We start from the raw sequence: 15540 nt of genomic DNA on the forward strand, positions 1-15540 counted from the left end.
GCCACCGCCACCGCCACCGCCACCGCCGCCGCCGCCACCGCCGCCACCGCCGCCACCGCCGCCGCCACCGCCACCGCCACCGCCACCGTGACCACCGCCGTGACCGCCTCCGTGACCGCCACCACCGCCGTCACCGTGGCCACCGCCACCCGAAGTACCGCCACCCGAAGTACCGCCACCCGAAGTACCGCCACCCGAAGTGCCGCCGCCCGAAGTACCGCCACCCGAAGTACCGCCACCCGAAGTACCGCCACCCGAAGTACCGCCACCCGAAGTACCGCCACCCGAAGTACCGCCACCCGAAGTACCGCCACCCGAAGTACCGCCTCCCGAAGTACCGCCACCCGAAGTGCCGCCACCCGAAGTGCCGCCACCCGAAGTACCGCCACCCGAAGTGCCGCCACCGGAAGTACCGCCACCCGAAGAGCCGCCACCTGAACCGCCGTTGCCCGACGCGTTGCCACCGCGGCCCGTACCGCCCGGGCTGCCCGAGGTTCCCCCCGTCGTTCCCCCGACACCGGCAGGTCCGACGGCGCCGTTCCCGTTGTTTCCGCCGCTACCGTTCCCGTTGCCACTGCCGCTACCTGTCCCACCACCATTTCCGCCGCCGCTGCCGCTCGCGCCGGGACCGCCATTACCGGCGCCCCGGCCGGCATAGACGTGCGCCGCGCATCCAGCCGGATCGGCGGCGCACGGCGAGGCGTTCTCGACCAGCGTCATGATGGTGTCCGCACTGGCGTTCGTGTCGGACGCGGAGTCGGGTGTCGTGTTTTGTGCGACGGCATACGAGCAGCAGCACGCCAACGCGGCTGCGGCCAGCAAGGTTGCACGAGGGCGCCGTCCCGCCGCGCGGAACGGTTGTGTCGTTTTATGCATCATGGCCTCCCCATGCGCGCGATGCCTCGTTGCCGCGCGACGATTTACGTGTAGTGCAGGGGGCTCAGAAGATTCGTTGTCCTATCGTCGGCCGATGACGTTCGGGCCGGCGCTTGACGCCAGCCGCGGACGCGGATCGGCACGCGGGCCCGCCGTGCGGATCCCACTCTGCGAGATTCGTGCCATCGGCCGCTCAGGGCCGTGACGAAAGGCGTGCGCAGTCGCGCGAGCGCGCATGCAGCACCGTTGGGAGGCGTTTTGTTTCCGGAATGAAACGTAGGGGCGTCGTTCAGCGCGCCGGCGCGTCGGCCGCGCGTTGCCAGCGGTGGAACAGGATCGACGCGATCCAGCAGAAGAGGAACAGCGCGACGATGCCGTAGCCGATCGAGCCGAAGCGTTCGCCGATCGCATCGAGCGTGTCGCGCACGGGGCCCGACAGCGCCAGCTTGTCGGCCAGCAGGCCGGCCGCCTCGATCCCGCCGATCGCCAGCGCGACGGCCGCCGACACGAACGTGATGCTCGCGTTGTAGAGCAGCTTGCGCTGCGGATCGTCCATCGCCCAGCCGTATGCCCGAATCATCAGCACGTTGTCGGTCGAGTCGATCAGCGTCATGCCGGCGGTGAACAGCGCGGGAAACAGCATGACCGTATAGACCGGGAGGCCCTGGCTCGCCTGCGCGGCGGCGATCGCGAGCAGGCCGATTTCGGTTGCAGTATCGAAACCTAGCCCGAACAGCACGCCGACCGGGTACATGTGCCAGCTCTTCGACACGAACCGGAACAGCGGGCGCAGCAACCGCGATACGAGTCCGGCGGGACGATGGTCGTGCGCGCCGTCGTGCGTATGCCCGGATGCGCCGCGATAGCGTCGCCACACGTCGCGCAGGATCATCAGGTTCACGCACGCGAGCACCAGCAGGAAGGTGGCCGATACGGCCGTGCCGATCGTGCCGCCGATTTCGCGAAATGCGTCGAACCGGTCGCGCAGCGCGAACGCGGTCAGCGCGATGCCGAGCGTCGCGACGATCACGATCGTCGAATGGCCGAGCGAGAAGAACAGGCCGACGCTCACCGGACGCTGGCCGTCCTGCATCAGCTTGCGCGTCGCGACGTCGATCGCGGCGATGTGATCCGCGTCGACCGCATGACGCAGCCCGAGCCCGTACGCGATCGCCGCGGTGCCGAGCAGCAGCGGATGGTCACGCAGCACCGCGAGCGCCCACAGCCAGACGGCGACGTTCGCGGCGATCAGGCCGGCATAGAGGGTCAGCAGGCGGCGCAGGGCAGGGGTGGGCGGCATCGGGCGGGTTCCATCTGACGAATCGCCATCCATTGTGGCACGCGAAAAAAAGCTCGGCGCGCCGATCAAAAAGGGCCGCGATTCGCCGCGTGCGCCGGACGAAAAAAAGCCCGTCCGGAACCGGACGGGCTTCGCGTACCCGCGACAGCGCGCGGGTGAGCAGTGCTTACTTCGTCTTCGCGTTGATCACGGCTTCCGACACGTTCGCCGGCGTTTCCGCGTAATGCTTGAACTCCATCGTGTACGTCGCACGGCCTTGCGTGGCCGAGCGCAGCGACGTCGAATAGCCGAACATCTCCGCGAGCGGCACTTCGGCGCGCACCAGCTTGCCGCCGCCGCCCGCGATGTCCTCCATTCCCTGCACGATGCCGCGCCGGCTCGACAGGTCGCCCATCACGTTGCCCATGAAGTCCTCGGGCGTCTCGACCTCGACGGCCATCATCGGCTCGAGCAGCACGGGCTTCGCCTTGCGCATCGCCTCCTTGAACGCCATCGAGCCGGCCATCCGGAATGCGTTTTCGTTCGAGTCGACGTCGTGGTACGAACCGAACGTCAGATGCACCTTCACGTCGACGACCGGGTAGCCCGCGAGCACGCCCGACTTCAGCGTGTCCTGGATACCCTTGTCGACCGCCGGGATGTATTCACGCGGAATCACGCCACCCTTGATCTCGTCGAGGAACTCGTAGCCCTTGCCCGGGTTCGGCTCGAGCGTGATCACCGCGTGGCCGTACTGGCCGCGACCGCCCGACTGCTTGACGAACTTGCCTTCGACGTCGGCCGCCGTCGTGCGCACCGTTTCGCGATAGGCGACTTGCGGCTTGCCGACCGTCGCCTCGACGCCGAACTCGCGCTTCATCCGGTCGACCAGGATTTCGAGGTGAAGCTCGCCCATCCCCGAAATGATCGTCTGGCCGGACTCTTCGTCGGTCTGCACGCGGAACGACGGATCTTCCTGCGCGAGCCGGTTCAGCGCGAGGCCCATCTTTTCCTGGTCGGCCTTCGTCTTCGGCTCGACGGCCTGCGAGATCACCGGCTCCGGGAATTCCATCTTCTCGAGGATGATCGGCTTGGCCGGATCGCACAGCGTGTCGCCGGTGGTCGCCTCCTTCAGGCCGACGGCCGCCGCGATGTCGCCCGCGCGCACCTCCTTGATTTCCTTGCGCTCGTTCGCGTGCATCTGCAGGATCCGGCCGAGCCGCTCCTTCTTGTCCTTCGTCGCGTTGAGCACCGTGTCGCCCGACTCGACGACGCCCGAATACACGCGGAAGAAGATCAGCTGGCCGACGAACGGGTCGGTCATGATCTTGAACGCGAGCGACGAGAACGGCTCGTCGTCGCTCGGGTGGCGTTCCGCCGGCTTCTCCGGATCGGCGAAGTCGTGGCCGAGGATCGCGGGCACGTCGACCGGCGACGGCAGGTAGTCGATCACCGCGTCGAGCATCGCCTGCACGCCCTTGTTCTTGAACGCGCTGCCGCACAGCATCGGCACGATCTCGTTGGCGATCGTGCGCTTGCGCAGCGCGGTCTTGATCTCGTCCTCGGTCAGCGATTCATGGTCGTGCAGATACTTCTCGAGCAGTTCCTCGCTCGCTTCGGCCGCGGCCTCGACCATCTTCTCGCGCCATTCGTGCGCGAGATCGACGAGGTTCGCGGGGATGTCCTCGTACGTGAATTTCACGCCCTGGCTTTCGTCGTCCCACACGATCGCCTTCATCTTCACGAGATCGACGACGCCCTGGAAATGGTCCTCCGCGCCGATCGGAATCTGGATCGGCACGGCGACGCCCTTCAGGCGCTCGCCGATCTGCTTCTGCACGCGGAAGAAGTCGGCGCCGATCCGGTCCATCTTGTTGACGAACGCGATGCGCGGCACCTTGTACTTGTTCGCCTGGCGCCACACGGTCTCGGATTGCGGCTGCACGCCGCCGACCGAATCGTAGACCATGCATGCGCCGTCGAGCACGCGCATCGAGCGCTCGACCTCGATCGTGAAGTCGACGTGCCCGGGCGTATCGATGATGTTGATCCGGTGTTCCGGATAGTTGCCGGCCATGCCCTTCCAGAAGGCCGTGGTCGCCGCCGACGTGATCGTGATGCCGCGTTCCTGCTCCTGCTCCATCCAGTCCATCGTGGCCGCGCCGTCGTGCACTTCACCGATCTTGTGGCTCACACCGGTGTAAAACAGGATGCGCTCGGTCGTCGTGGTCTTGCCGGCGTCGATGTGAGCGCTGATCCCGATGTTTCGATAGCGCTCGATGGGGGTTTTGCGGGGCACGTGAACCTCCTGGTGGTTCGGATCGTAAGGGGGCCGGCTGGGCCGGCCCGGACTGGAACAAGCGAGATTTAAAGGATAGCGCTTGTCCGTGGCTTTTGCAGATGCGGGCAGCGTGTGCCGAATCAAGGCGGGCGCCGCGGGCGGGCGAAAAAAAAGCCGGCGCGCTGCGAGCGGCCGGCTCGGGTCGACGCGCGGCGCCGCCGCGGCATGGTCGGTTACTGCGGCTTGGGCAGCCCGTCGAGCTTCATGCCCGGCTTGATGCCCTTCGCGGCGAACCAGCCCTTGCTCATCTCGAGCGCATAGACGCCGTTGTTGCGCGGGCAGTGGTTGTCGGTCGTCTCGGCCTTCATCTCGTCGATGTCGGTGATCGTGCCGTCCGCGCGGATGAACGCGATCGACAGCGGAATCAGCGTGTTCTTCATCCAGAAGCAGTGCACGGCGTTCTCGTTGAAGACGAACAGCATGCCTTCGTTCGGCGCGAGCTGCGAACGGTACATCAGCCCCTGTTCGCGGTCGGCGTCGTTCGCGGCGACGGCCGCGTCGATCACGTACATGCCGGCGCGCAGCTTCACGCGCGGGAACTCGCTCGGCTGCTTGGCGCCGGGCGGCACTTGCGCGCCGGCGGCCTGCATGCCGAGCGCGAGAACGGCGAGCGCGGCGGGAAACACGGCGGCGCGCGCAAGGCGGCCGAGCGACGGGCGCAGGGAGAATGGCACAGCATGGCTCCTGTCTGGAAAGCAAGACCCGCATGGTACGCGATGCGCGGCGGCGGGCACAAAAAAGAAAAAGGCAGATCGCCTTGCGGTGATCTGCCTTTCAACGCCGTAAGAACGGCAGGACTGCGTGTTCTTGACTGCGTTATTACAGCTTGCTTACTTAGTTCGAAGCAGCTGCCGGAGCTTCGGCTTCGCTAGCTGCCTTCTTCGCTGCGTGGTGCTTCTTGGCGTGGTGCTTCTTGGCAGCCTTGTGCTTTGCCGGTGCCGAAGCAGCTGCCGGAGCAGCAGCCGAAGCAGCTTCCGGAGCCGATGCTTGTGCGAAAGCAGCCGTTGCGAAGAGACCAGCGACCAGAGCGGCGATCAGTTTGTTCATGTTGTGTTCCTCAGCTTTAGTTAATTAACCAAATGACCCGGCAATAGGAGTCATGTCGTCTAACGGTGCCATCCACCTTTCGGTTGACAGACGCTTCGAGAAATTTCTCTTTGCGCTGCGGGCGCCGAATCGTATTCGAATAAAACGTCGCTTTCGTGACGCAAACACGGGGTTCGGCTGCCAATGCCGGATAGCTAAGGTTGGCATCTGCGTGGTTTAACGCGCGATCTGCGCGCCCGGTTGACGAAACAGACGACGAAAAATTCGCGCGGCCCGGATCCGCTACACGGCGGTTGCGAAACCGTCCCACGGCGCGCGCGGCGGCAGCGCGATTGTTTCGCCCGGCGCAATGCCGAGCGCGAATATATCGAGCGCGCCGATGCCGACGCGCACCAGGCGCAACGTCGGAAAGCCGACGGCCGCCGTCATCCGGCGCACCTGCCGGTTCTTGCCCTCGGTGATCGCGAGCTCGATCCACGTGGTCGGGATCGCGGCGCGGTAGCGGATCGGCGGATTGCGCGGCCACAGTGTCTCGGGCGGCTCGATGAATTCGGCGCGGCACGGGCGCGTCACGTAGTCGCCGAGATCGACGCCGCGCGCGAGCGCCTTCAGGTCGGCCGGCCCCGGCGCGCCGTCGACCTGCGCCCAGTAGCGCTTCACGAGCTTGTGGCGCGGCTCCGCGATGCGCGCCTGCAGCGCGCCGTCGTCGGTGAGCAGCAGCAGCCCCTCGCTGTCCGCATCGAGCCGGCCGGCCGCGTACACGCCGGGCGTTTTTACCCAGTCGCCGAGCGACGGCCGCGTCTCGTGCGCGGAAAACTGGCAAATCGTGCCGAACGGCTTGTTGAGGGCGATGAGGTTCATGGCAGGGCGCCCGCCCGGCGCCCCGCACGGAGCGGGGGCGGGCGGTCTATGGCAAATGGCGGAATCTTAATGCATAATACGGAACGGCAAGTCCTCTGTCTTATATAAGACATAAGTGAGGTCTTGATACGCAGTGCCGCGGTTCGCGCCGAAGTGCCCGGTTGGGGCGCTAGAATAGCGGCTCGCTGTTGCCGTCACGGGGTGGCCATGCCGCGCCCCCGTCGCGCGCGCAGCTTCGACCAGCATCACCTGCTCAGCCACGTCACTGGAGTCGATCATGCCGTATCAGCACATCAAGGTTCCGGAGGGCGGTGACAAGATCACCGTCAACAAGGACTTCTCGCTCAACGTTTCCGATCAGCCGATCATTCCCTATATCGAAGGCGACGGTACGGGCTTCGATATCACGCCGGTCATGATCAAGGTCGTCGACGCGGCGGTCGCGCATGCGTACAAGGGCAAGCGCAAGATCCACTGGATGGAGATCTTCGCGGGCGAGAAGGCGACCAAGGTGTACGGCCCGGACGTGTGGCTGCCGGACGAAACGCTGCAGGTGCTGAAGGAATACGTGGTGTCGATCAAGGGTCCGCTCACGACCCCGGTCGGCGGCGGCATCCGTTCGCTGAACGTCGCGCTGCGCCAGGAGCTCGACCTCTACGTGTGCCTGCGCCCGGTCCAGTACTTCAAGGGCGTGCCGTCGCCGGTGCGCGAGCCGCAGAAGATCGACATGGTGATCTTCCGCGAGAACTCGGAAGACATCTACGCGGGCATCGAATGGGCCGCGGGCTCCGAGCAGGCGAAGAAGGTGATCAAGTTCCTGCAGGACGAGATGGGCGTGAAGAAGATCCGCTTCCCGGAAACCTCCGGGATCGGCGTCAAGCCCGTGTCGACCGAAGGCACCGAGCGGCTCGTGCGCAAGGCGATCCAGTACGCGATCGACAACGATCGCAAGTCGGTCACGCTGGTGCACAAGGGCAACATCATGAAGTTCACGGAAGGCCTGTTCCGTGACGCCGGCTACGCGCTCGCGCAGAAGGAATTCGGCGGCGAGCTGATCGACGGCGGCCCGTGGATGCGCGTGAAGAACCCGAAGACGGGCAACGAGATCGTGATCAAGGATTCGATCGCCGACGCGTTCCTGCAGCAGATCCTGCTGCGCCCGGCCGAATACGACGTGATCGCGACGCTGAACCTGAACGGCGACTACATCTCCGACGCGCTGGCCGCGCAGGTCGGCGGCATCGGGATCGCGCCGGGCGCGAACCTGTCGGATTCGGTCGCGATGTTCGAGGCGACGCACGGCACGGCGCCGAAGTACGCGGGCAAGGATTACGTGAACCCGGGTTCCGAGATCCTGTCGGCGGAAATGATGCTGCGCCACCTCGGCTGGACGGAAGCAGCCGACACGATCATCGCCGCGATGGAGAAGTCGATCCTGCAGAAGCGCGTCACGTACGACTTCGCGCGCCTGATGGAAGGTGCGACGCAGGTGTCGTGCTCCGGCTTCGGCGAAGTGCTGATCGAGAACATGTAAGACCCCTTCCGGGGTGGGCCGGCACGATGCCGGCCGCCCCGGCGCTGTCTGCCGGCGCCGGAGCGTTTCGTGGATGGCAGGTTTGTTGGCAGGGCGGCCCGGCATCCGGGCCGCGGCGCCGCGATGCGGCCCGCAGGCCCTGCAAGGTAGAACATGACGGCCCTCGCAACACCACCGCCCGGCTGAGCCGGCGCGCCCCTTTCGCGATCGACCCGGTCGCTCCCCGCCGGTTACCGCCGGCGCTCTTCAGTCCCACCATCACGTAGCAATGCTTTGACCACCATGTCCACTTCGCCCAAGATCATCTACACCCTCACCGACGAAGCGCCCGCGCTCGCGACCTATTCGCTGCTGCCGATCGTCAAGGCCTTCACGCGTTCGTCCGGCGTCGCCGTCGAAACGCGCGACATCTCGCTCGCCGGCCGCATCATCGCGGCATTCGCAGACATCCTGCCGTCGGAGCAGAAGGGTTCCGACGATCTGGCCGAGCTGGGCCAGCTCACGCTGAAGCCGGAAGCGAACATCATCAAGCTGCCGAACATCAGCGCATCGGTGCCGCAGCTGAAGGCCGCGATCGCAGAACTGCAGGCGCAGGGCTACGCGCTGCCGGCCTATCCGGAAGATCCGTCGACGGACGAAGAGAAGGCCGTCAAGGCGCGCTACGACAAGATCAAGGGCAGCGCGGTGAACCCGGTGCTGCGCGAAGGCAACTCCGACCGCCGCGCGCCGCTGTCGGTCAAGAACTACGCACGCAAGCATCCGCACAAGATGGGCGCGTGGAAGTCCACGTCGAAGGCGCACGTCGCGCACATGACCGAAGGCGACTTCTACGGCAGCGAGAAGTCGGCGCTGATCGCCGCGGCCGGCAGCGTGAAGATCGAACTGACGACCACCGACGGCGCGAAGAAGGTGCTGAAGGAAAAGACGGCCGTGAAGGCCGGCGAAGTGATCGACGCGTCGGTGATGAGCCGCAACGCGCTGCGCAGCTTCATCGAAGCGCAGATCGCCGACGCGAAGGCGCAGGACGTGCTGTTCTCGGTGCACCTGAAGGCGACCATGATGAAGGTCTCGGACCCGATCCTGTTCGGCCACTTCGTGTCGGTGTTCTACCGTGACGCGCTCACCAAGCACGCGGACGTGCTGGCGAAGGTCGGCTTCAACCCGAACAACGGGATCGGCGACCTCTACGCGCGCCTGAAGGATCTGCCGGCCGACACGCGCGAGGCGATCGAAGCCGACGTCAAGGCCGAGTACGCGGTGCGCCCGCGCCTCGCGATGGTCAACTCGGACAAGGGCATCACGAACCTGCACGTGCCGAGCGACGTGATCGTCGACGCGTCGATGCCGGCGATGATCCGCGATTCGGGCGGCATGTGGGGCCCGGACGGTCAACTGTACGACGCGAAGGCCGTGATTCCGGACCGCTGCTACGCGGGCGTGTACCAGGCCGTGATCGAGGACTGCAAGCAGCACGGCGCGTTCGATCCGGTCACGATGGGCAGCGTGCCGAACGTGGGCCTGATGGCGCAGGCGGCCGAGGAATACGGTTCGCACGACAAGACGTTCCAGATTCCGGCGGACGGTGTCGTGCGCGTCATCGACGAAGCCGGCAACGTGCTGCTCGAGCACGCGGTCGAGTCGGGCGACATCTGGCGCATGTGCCAGACGAAGGACGCACCGGTGCAGGACTGGGTCAAGCTCGCGGTCAACCGCGCCCGCGCGACCGGCGCGCCTGCCGTATTCTGGCTCGATCCGGCGCGCGCGCACGATGCGCAGATCATCGCGAAGGTCGAACGCTACCTGAAGGATCACGACACGAACGGCCTCGACATCCGCATCATGACGCCGGTCGAAGCGACGCGTTTCTCGCTCGAGCGCATCCGTGCGGGCAAGGACACGATCTCGGTCACCGGCAACGTGCTGCGCGACTACCTGACCGACCTGTTCCCGATCATGGAACTCGGCACCAGCGCGAAGATGCTGTCGATCGTGCCGCTGATGGCCGGCGGCGGGATGTTCGAAACGGGGGCGGGCGGCTCGGCGCCGAAGCACGTGCAGCAGTTCGTCGAGGAAGGCTTCCTGCGCTGGGATTCGCTCGGCGAATTCCTCGCGCTGGCCGCGTCGCTCGAACACCTCGGCAACGCGTACCAGAACGCGAAGGCGCTCGTGCTCGCGAAGACGCTCGACCAGGCGACCGGCAAGTTCCTGGACGAGAACAAGTCGCCGGCGCGCAAGGTCGGCGGCCTCGACAACCGCGGCAGCCACTTCTACCTGTGCCTGTACTGGGCGCAGGCGCTGGCCGAGCAGAGCGAGGACGCCGCGCTGAAGGCGCAGTTCGAAGGTGTGGCGAAGGCGCTGTCGGACAACGAGGCGCGCATCCTCGAAGAACTGGCGGCCGCGCAAGGCAAGCCGCAGGCGATCGGCGGGTACTACCGTCCGAACGTCGAGCTGACGAGCCAGGCCATGCGCCCGAGCGCGACGCTGAACGGCATCGTCGACGCGGTCGCCTGACGCCGGCCGCGCACTCGCGCGAGCCGTTGCATGTGCCGGTGCGGCGGATTGAACCGTTCGCCGCCCGGCACACAAGAAAAACGCCCCGGTCGCCCGGGGCGTTTGTCGTTGCGGGGTGGCCATTCAGACGTGAACGATTTCCCATTCGGCGATTTCATGCGGCACTTCGAGCGTCGCGGTGTCGAGTTCGGACAGTTGCTCGCAGTCGCCGCGCGAGATGTGGTCGGCCGCCACTTCGGGGCACGAGAACGCGCCGAGCAGGGCGTTGCCGAACGTCGCTTCCCAGCCGCCGTTACCCGGCAGGATGTAGAACGACCCGAGCGCTGAACCAAAGCGAAATCCCTTCATTTCCGTTCTCCCTTTCTGATCACAAGCGATTCTGTTGCGCCGTCCGCCGGTTCGCCCGGCTGTGGCCCGACTGGCTGCTTGCGCCGGATTCCGTGTCGAACGTCGTGGCGAAGCGTCAGTGCATGGAACCAAGTCTACGTCCGCGCCCCGCTCGAATGGTGCGCGTAGAGCGACTTCTCGAAACAAAAATTCCCTTTTAAAAACAAAGTATTATTTGCAACGTTTTGTATTGCGGAACGTTTTTCGGCATCGCGAAACGGGAAATTTGTGCCCTGCACCACGAATTTTTATAACGCAGTGACTTGTTCCGCATCGTGAAAAATCGGCGGGTGCGAGCATCCGGACGCGGCGGCGGAGAGCGCGAGGGCCGAGCGGAAGGCGCACAGCGCGTTCGCTGGAATGTGCGAAGGGGCGGCGCCCATGCGTGCCGAAACACCGCCCGGCGATGGCGGTCGTGACGCCGTCCGGCGCGGTAACGATGCGTGCTGCGGCGTATCGCCACCCGTCCCGCGGCGGCGTTTTTCGATCCGGCCCTGCGGTTATGATGACGCGATCGCCGCGGCTCTCGCGCGGCGCTGCACGGATAACGAGGATCGATTGATGAGACGGAGAACCTTCCTGTCGCGCACCATCGGTGTCGCGGCCGCGTCGCTGTTCGCGCGCGCCGCGTCGGCGCAGCATGCCGGTCACGCGGGCATGGCCGGCATGGATTCGATGGACGACATGCCGGGCATGTCGGGTATGTCAGGGATGTCGGCGCACGCGCAGCACGGCAAGCCCGCGCCGGCTGCCCTGGCGGCCGCCGACGCGCTGCCGGCCGGCGCGCCGCTCGCGACGTTGCGCACGCTGGCCAACGAAAGCCGCGAGCCCGGCACATTCCGGGCCACGCTGGTCGCTCGACCGGTGGCGCGAGCGCTGCTGCGCGGTGCGCGGCCGACCACGTTCTGGCAGTTCGGCCCGGGCACGCAAGGCCCCGTCGTCGGCCCGCTGATCGACGTGCGCGAGGGCGATACGGTCGAGATCCGGTTCGTGAACAAGCTGCCGCAGCCGTCGACGATCCACTGGCACGGCCTGCCCGTGCCGCCCGACCAGGACGGCAACCCGTCCGATCCGGTCGCGCCCGGCGCGTCGCGCGTGTATCGCTTCACGCTGCCGAAGGGTAGCGCCGGTACGTACTGGTACCACCCGCATCCGCACATGATGACCGCCGAGCAGGTGTTTCGCGGGCTGGCCGGCCCGTTCGTCGTGCGCGCCGCGGAGGATCCGCTTGCCGGCTGGCCCGAGCGCCACCTGTTCGTGTCGGATCTGAAGCTTGCGCGCGACGGCACGATCGCGCCGAACGACATGATGGACTGGATGAACGGCCGCGAAGGCCAGTTCGTGCTGGTCAACGGTGCGCGCCGGCCGCGCATCGACGTCGCGGGCGACGAACGCTGGCGTGTCTGGAACGCGTGCAGCGCACGCTACCTGCGCATCGCGTTCGACGACGGTCGCGCGTTCGAGCAGGTGGGCACCGACGGCGGGCTGTTCGACGCGCCGCGGCGCGTGACGTCGCTGCTGATTGCGCCGGGCGAGCGCGCGGAACTGTTGGTGCGTGCCGGCGATCGTGTGTCACGCGCGGTGCTGCAGGCGGCCGAGTACGACCGCCGCAAGATGGCGATGTCGCACGACGACGGTCACGGCAGCCTGCCGCCCGATCCGGCGCTGGCGCTGGCCGATGTCGCGTTTGCGCCCGCCGAGGCCCGCGCGCTGCCTGCCACGCTGCGCACGGTGCCGCCGCTGGGCGAATCGGTCGCGCACAAGACGGTCGCGTTCGGCGAGGAAATGGACATGGACGCGATGATGAAGGGGGCGGCGCACGGCCGCCCGGCGGGCATGCGCTTCACGATCAACGGCGATACGTACGCGCCGCATCGCGCGACGCTGACGAGCCGCCGTGGCGACGTCGAGCGCTGGGAGATCCACAACGCCACCGACATGGATCACCCGTTCCATTTGCACGGCACGCAGTTTCAGGTGATCGAGCGCGCGTCGAACGGCTCGCGCATCCCCGAGCCGTTCCGCGCATGGCGTGATACCGTGAACGTGCGCAGCGGCGAAACCGTGACGATCCTCACCACGCAGGAGATGTCCGGCGAGCGCATGTTTCACTGCCACATCCTCGAACACGAGGATCTCGGGATGATGGGAACGCTGAAGGTGATGTGATGCCGGATCGATCCGCCGTCGGGCTGGTTTGACGGCGGATCGATCGTCCCGCGATCGCACAGCGGCCATTCCTGTTCAGACGCATCCGATGTTCGATATCCACGCAATCGGACAGCGCTTAATTTCGTACTTGGCTCATATTCTTTTGAGTTGACGGTCCCTATACTCGGTCGAGTGCAATTTCCATGACGCGCTACGGTGCCGGCCCATGCGGGCGGGCATCGCCGGTGTCGCCATGACGTTGCGCGGTATTGACGCGGGCGCAAGACGATATCCGTTTCTCTTGAATTCAAACGATGTCGCGCCATGAGTGACGAAATCAAGTATTTAGGACTCTTATGAAATTAATAAGAAACCCGATGGGCGGTCTGATGAACGAAAAGCGTGCCGTGCGCGTTCTGACCTTGCGTACCATCGCGGCAAGTGTGATCGGCATGTCGAGTCTGTTGGCCACGGATGCGCGCGCAACTGTCGTTGCAGGAGCAGATCGATCAATTGAGCAACGCAGTCGGCCGGTTGGGCGCGACGGCTGATTCGCTGGCCGGATCGATCAACAACATCAACGACAGGCTTGCAAATTCTTCGTTGCCGTCACCCGGCACGGGGCAAAACAGCGTCGCCTCGGGAAAAACTCGAACGCGTCCGCCACGGACAGCACGGCGCTCGGCAATTCGGCGTCGGCGACGGGCGACGCGAGCGTCGCGCTGGGCAAGGGCGCGAACGCGAGCGCCGACCAGAGCATGGCGGCAGGCACCGGCGCGACGGCATCGGGCGCGAACAGCTCCGCGGTCGGCGTGAATGCGTCGGCGACGGGTGTGGACAGCACGGCGCTCGGCAATTCGGCATCGGCGACGGGCGATGAGAGCATCGCACTCGGCAAGGGCGCGAACGCAAGCGCCGACCAGAGCATGGCGGCCGGCACCGGCGCGACGGCATCGGGCGTGAACAGCTCGGCGGTGGGTGTGCACGCGTCGGCGACGGGTGTGGACAGCACCGCGCTCGGCAATTCGGCATCGGCCACGGGCGATGAGAGCATCGCACTCGGCAAGGGCGCGAACGCAAGCGCCGACCAGAGCATGGCGGCTGGCACCGGCGCGACGGCATCGGGCGTGAACAGCTCGGCGGTCGGCGTGAATGCGTCGGCGACGGGTGTGGACAGCACGGCGCTCGGCAATTCGGCATCGGCCACGGGCGACGCGAGCATCGCGCTGGGCAAGGGCGCGAACGCAAGCGGCGAGCAGAGCATGGCGGCCGGCACCGGCGCGACGGCATCGGGCGCGAACGGCTCGGCGGTCGGCGTGAACGCGTCGGCGGCGGGCGTGGACAGCACGGCGCTCGGCAATTCGGCGTCGGCGACGGGCGACGCGAGCGTCGCGCTCGGCAAGGGCGCGAATGCGAGCGCCGAGCAGAGCATGGCGGCCGGCACCGGCGCGACGGCATCGGGCGCGAACGGCTCGGCGGTCGGCGTGAACGCGTTGGCCGCGGGTGTGGACGGCACGGCGCTCGGCAATTCGGCGTCGGCGACGGGCGACGCGAGCGTCGCGCTCGGCAAGGGCGCGAATGCGAGCGCCGAGCAGAGCATGGCGGCCGGCACCGGCGCGACGGCGTCGGGCGTGAACGGTACGGCGCTTGGCGCGCAGGCCGCGGCGGCCGGCAATGCGAGTCTCGCGGCCGGAGCCGGTGCGTACGCATCGGGTGCGAACAGCACCGCGGTGGGTGTCGGCGCGCTGGCGGGCGCGGACAACAGCATGGCGTTGGGCGCGGCAGCGGCGGCAACGGGCGACGCGAGCATGGCGAACGGCGTGCGCGCCCAGGCGCTCGGCGCGCGCAGCGTCGCGGTTGGCACGGGCGCGGTCGCGGCCGGCAACGGCAGCGTGACGCTCGGCTCGGGGGCATCGGCGGCCGGCGCGCACAGCACGGCAATCGGTACGGACGCGGTCGCGACCGGCGCGAACTCCGTGGCGCTGGGGAGCGGCTCGGTGGCGGATCGTGACAATACCGTGTCGGTGGGCACGCCGACGAACGAAAGGAAGATCGCCAACCTCGCGGACGCCGTGCTGCCTTCGGATGCCGTGAACCTCCGTCAACTCAACGCGGTCGCGCGACGTGCCTACAGCGGCGTCGCGGCGGCCACCGCGCTGACGATGATTCCGGATGTCGATCCCGGCAAGACGATTGCCGTCGGCATGGGCTTTGGCAGCTATCTCGGCTATCAGGCCGGCGCGTTCGGCGCGTCGGTCCGGCTCCGCGAGAACCTGAAGATGAAGATCGGCGCCGGCTTCAGCTCCGCGGCGACGACGTGGGGCGCGGGCGCGTCGTACAGCTGGTAACGAATGGCGCTGGCGGCGTTGCCGGGGTGTCGGATCCGGTACGCCGCACGTGTCGCCAGCAAGTGCGGGTATCGGGCGGGCGCGGCGCTTCGGCGGCGCGCCCGTTTTTCATGAGCCGCGCATTCGCATCTTTGGCGCGACAATCGTATATTGCGCGCCGCGATTGTATGAAAACGGCAATCAAATCGCCGATGCATTGGCGCTT

Annotated in this window: 10 protein-coding genes and 2 pseudogenes; 5 read left to right on the forward strand and 7 right to left on the reverse strand. The window is 66.8% G+C overall.

Annotated elements, in window-relative coordinates:
* The 6 genes and pseudogenes from QZM15_RS21630 to QZM15_RS21655 all read right to left on the reverse strand — a co-directional run.
* A pseudogene (locus QZM15_RS21630) lies at window positions 1–876 on the reverse strand (hypothetical protein); the annotation flags it as partial.
* 289 nt (window positions 877–1165) lie between these two features.
* On the reverse strand, window positions 1166–2176 hold the full coding sequence (locus QZM15_RS21635; protein ID WP_196755129.1) for a HoxN/HupN/NixA family nickel/cobalt transporter: 1011 nt from the start codon (window positions 2174–2176) through the stop codon (window positions 1166–1168).
* Between the two features lie 166 nt (window positions 2177–2342).
* On the reverse strand, window positions 2343–4454 hold the full coding sequence (gene fusA / locus QZM15_RS21640; RefSeq protein ID WP_060966749.1) for an elongation factor G: 2112 nt from the start codon (window positions 4452–4454) through the stop codon (window positions 2343–2345).
* 215 nt (window positions 4455–4669) lie between these two features.
* Window positions 4670–5170 (reverse strand): DUF192 domain-containing protein, encoded by a 501-nt coding sequence (locus QZM15_RS21645; RefSeq protein ID WP_034208197.1) that lies wholly within the window; start codon window positions 5168–5170, stop codon window positions 4670–4672.
* Between the two features lie 160 nt (window positions 5171–5330).
* Window positions 5331–5543: a hypothetical protein gene (locus QZM15_RS21650; RefSeq protein ID WP_006398520.1), complete on the reverse strand. Its 213-nt coding sequence runs from the start codon at window positions 5541–5543 to the stop codon at window positions 5331–5333.
* Between the two features lie 282 nt (window positions 5544–5825).
* The gene (locus tag QZM15_RS21655; protein ID WP_302107227.1) at window positions 5826–6404 is read right to left on the reverse strand and encodes a pseudouridine synthase; all 579 of its coding nucleotides are present in this window, start codon (window positions 6402–6404) and stop codon (window positions 5826–5828) included.
* A gap of 277 nt (window positions 6405–6681) precedes the next feature.
* On the opposite strand from QZM15_RS21655, the gene icd reads away from it, so the two are divergent.
* Both icd and QZM15_RS21665 read left to right on the forward strand, forming a co-directional pair.
* The gene (gene icd, locus QZM15_RS21660; protein WP_006478026.1) at window positions 6682–7938 is read left to right on the forward strand and encodes an NADP-dependent isocitrate dehydrogenase; all 1257 of its coding nucleotides are present in this window, start codon (window positions 6682–6684) and stop codon (window positions 7936–7938) included.
* A gap of 282 nt (window positions 7939–8220) precedes the next feature.
* Entirely contained in the window at window positions 8221–10449 is a 2229-nt protein-coding gene (locus QZM15_RS21665; RefSeq protein ID WP_302107228.1) for an NADP-dependent isocitrate dehydrogenase, read from the forward strand.
* Between the two features lie 123 nt (window positions 10450–10572).
* Here the strand turns inward: QZM15_RS21665 and QZM15_RS21670 are convergent, their stop codons facing one another.
* On the reverse strand, window positions 10573–10797 hold the full coding sequence (locus QZM15_RS21670; protein ID WP_006490888.1) for a hypothetical protein: 225 nt from the start codon (window positions 10795–10797) through the stop codon (window positions 10573–10575).
* A 600-nt stretch (window positions 10798–11397) separates the two neighbouring features.
* Between QZM15_RS21670 and QZM15_RS21675 the strand changes: the two genes are divergently transcribed.
* The 3 genes and pseudogenes from QZM15_RS21675 (at window position 11398) to QZM15_RS21685 (ending at window position 15335) form a co-directional block, all read left to right on the forward strand.
* Window positions 11398–13005 carry a multicopper oxidase family protein gene (locus tag QZM15_RS21675; RefSeq protein ID WP_124861202.1) on the forward strand — a complete coding sequence of 536 codons (1608 nt, stop codon included), beginning with the start codon at window positions 11398–11400 and terminating at the stop codon, window positions 13003–13005.
* A 545-nt stretch (window positions 13006–13550) separates the two neighbouring features.
* A pseudogene (locus tag QZM15_RS21680) lies at window positions 13551–14108 on the forward strand (hypothetical protein); the annotation flags it as partial.
* A 48-nt stretch (window positions 14109–14156) separates the two neighbouring features.
* Window positions 14157–15335: a YadA family autotransporter adhesin gene (locus QZM15_RS21685; RefSeq protein ID WP_302107229.1), complete on the forward strand. Its 1179-nt coding sequence runs from the start codon at window positions 14157–14159 to the stop codon at window positions 15333–15335.
* Window positions 15336–15540 lie beyond the last annotated feature (205 nt).

This window comes from Burkholderia sp. AU44665, from assembly GCF_030504405.1.
GTDB lineage: Bacteria > Pseudomonadota > Gammaproteobacteria > Burkholderiales > Burkholderiaceae > Burkholderia > Burkholderia semiarida.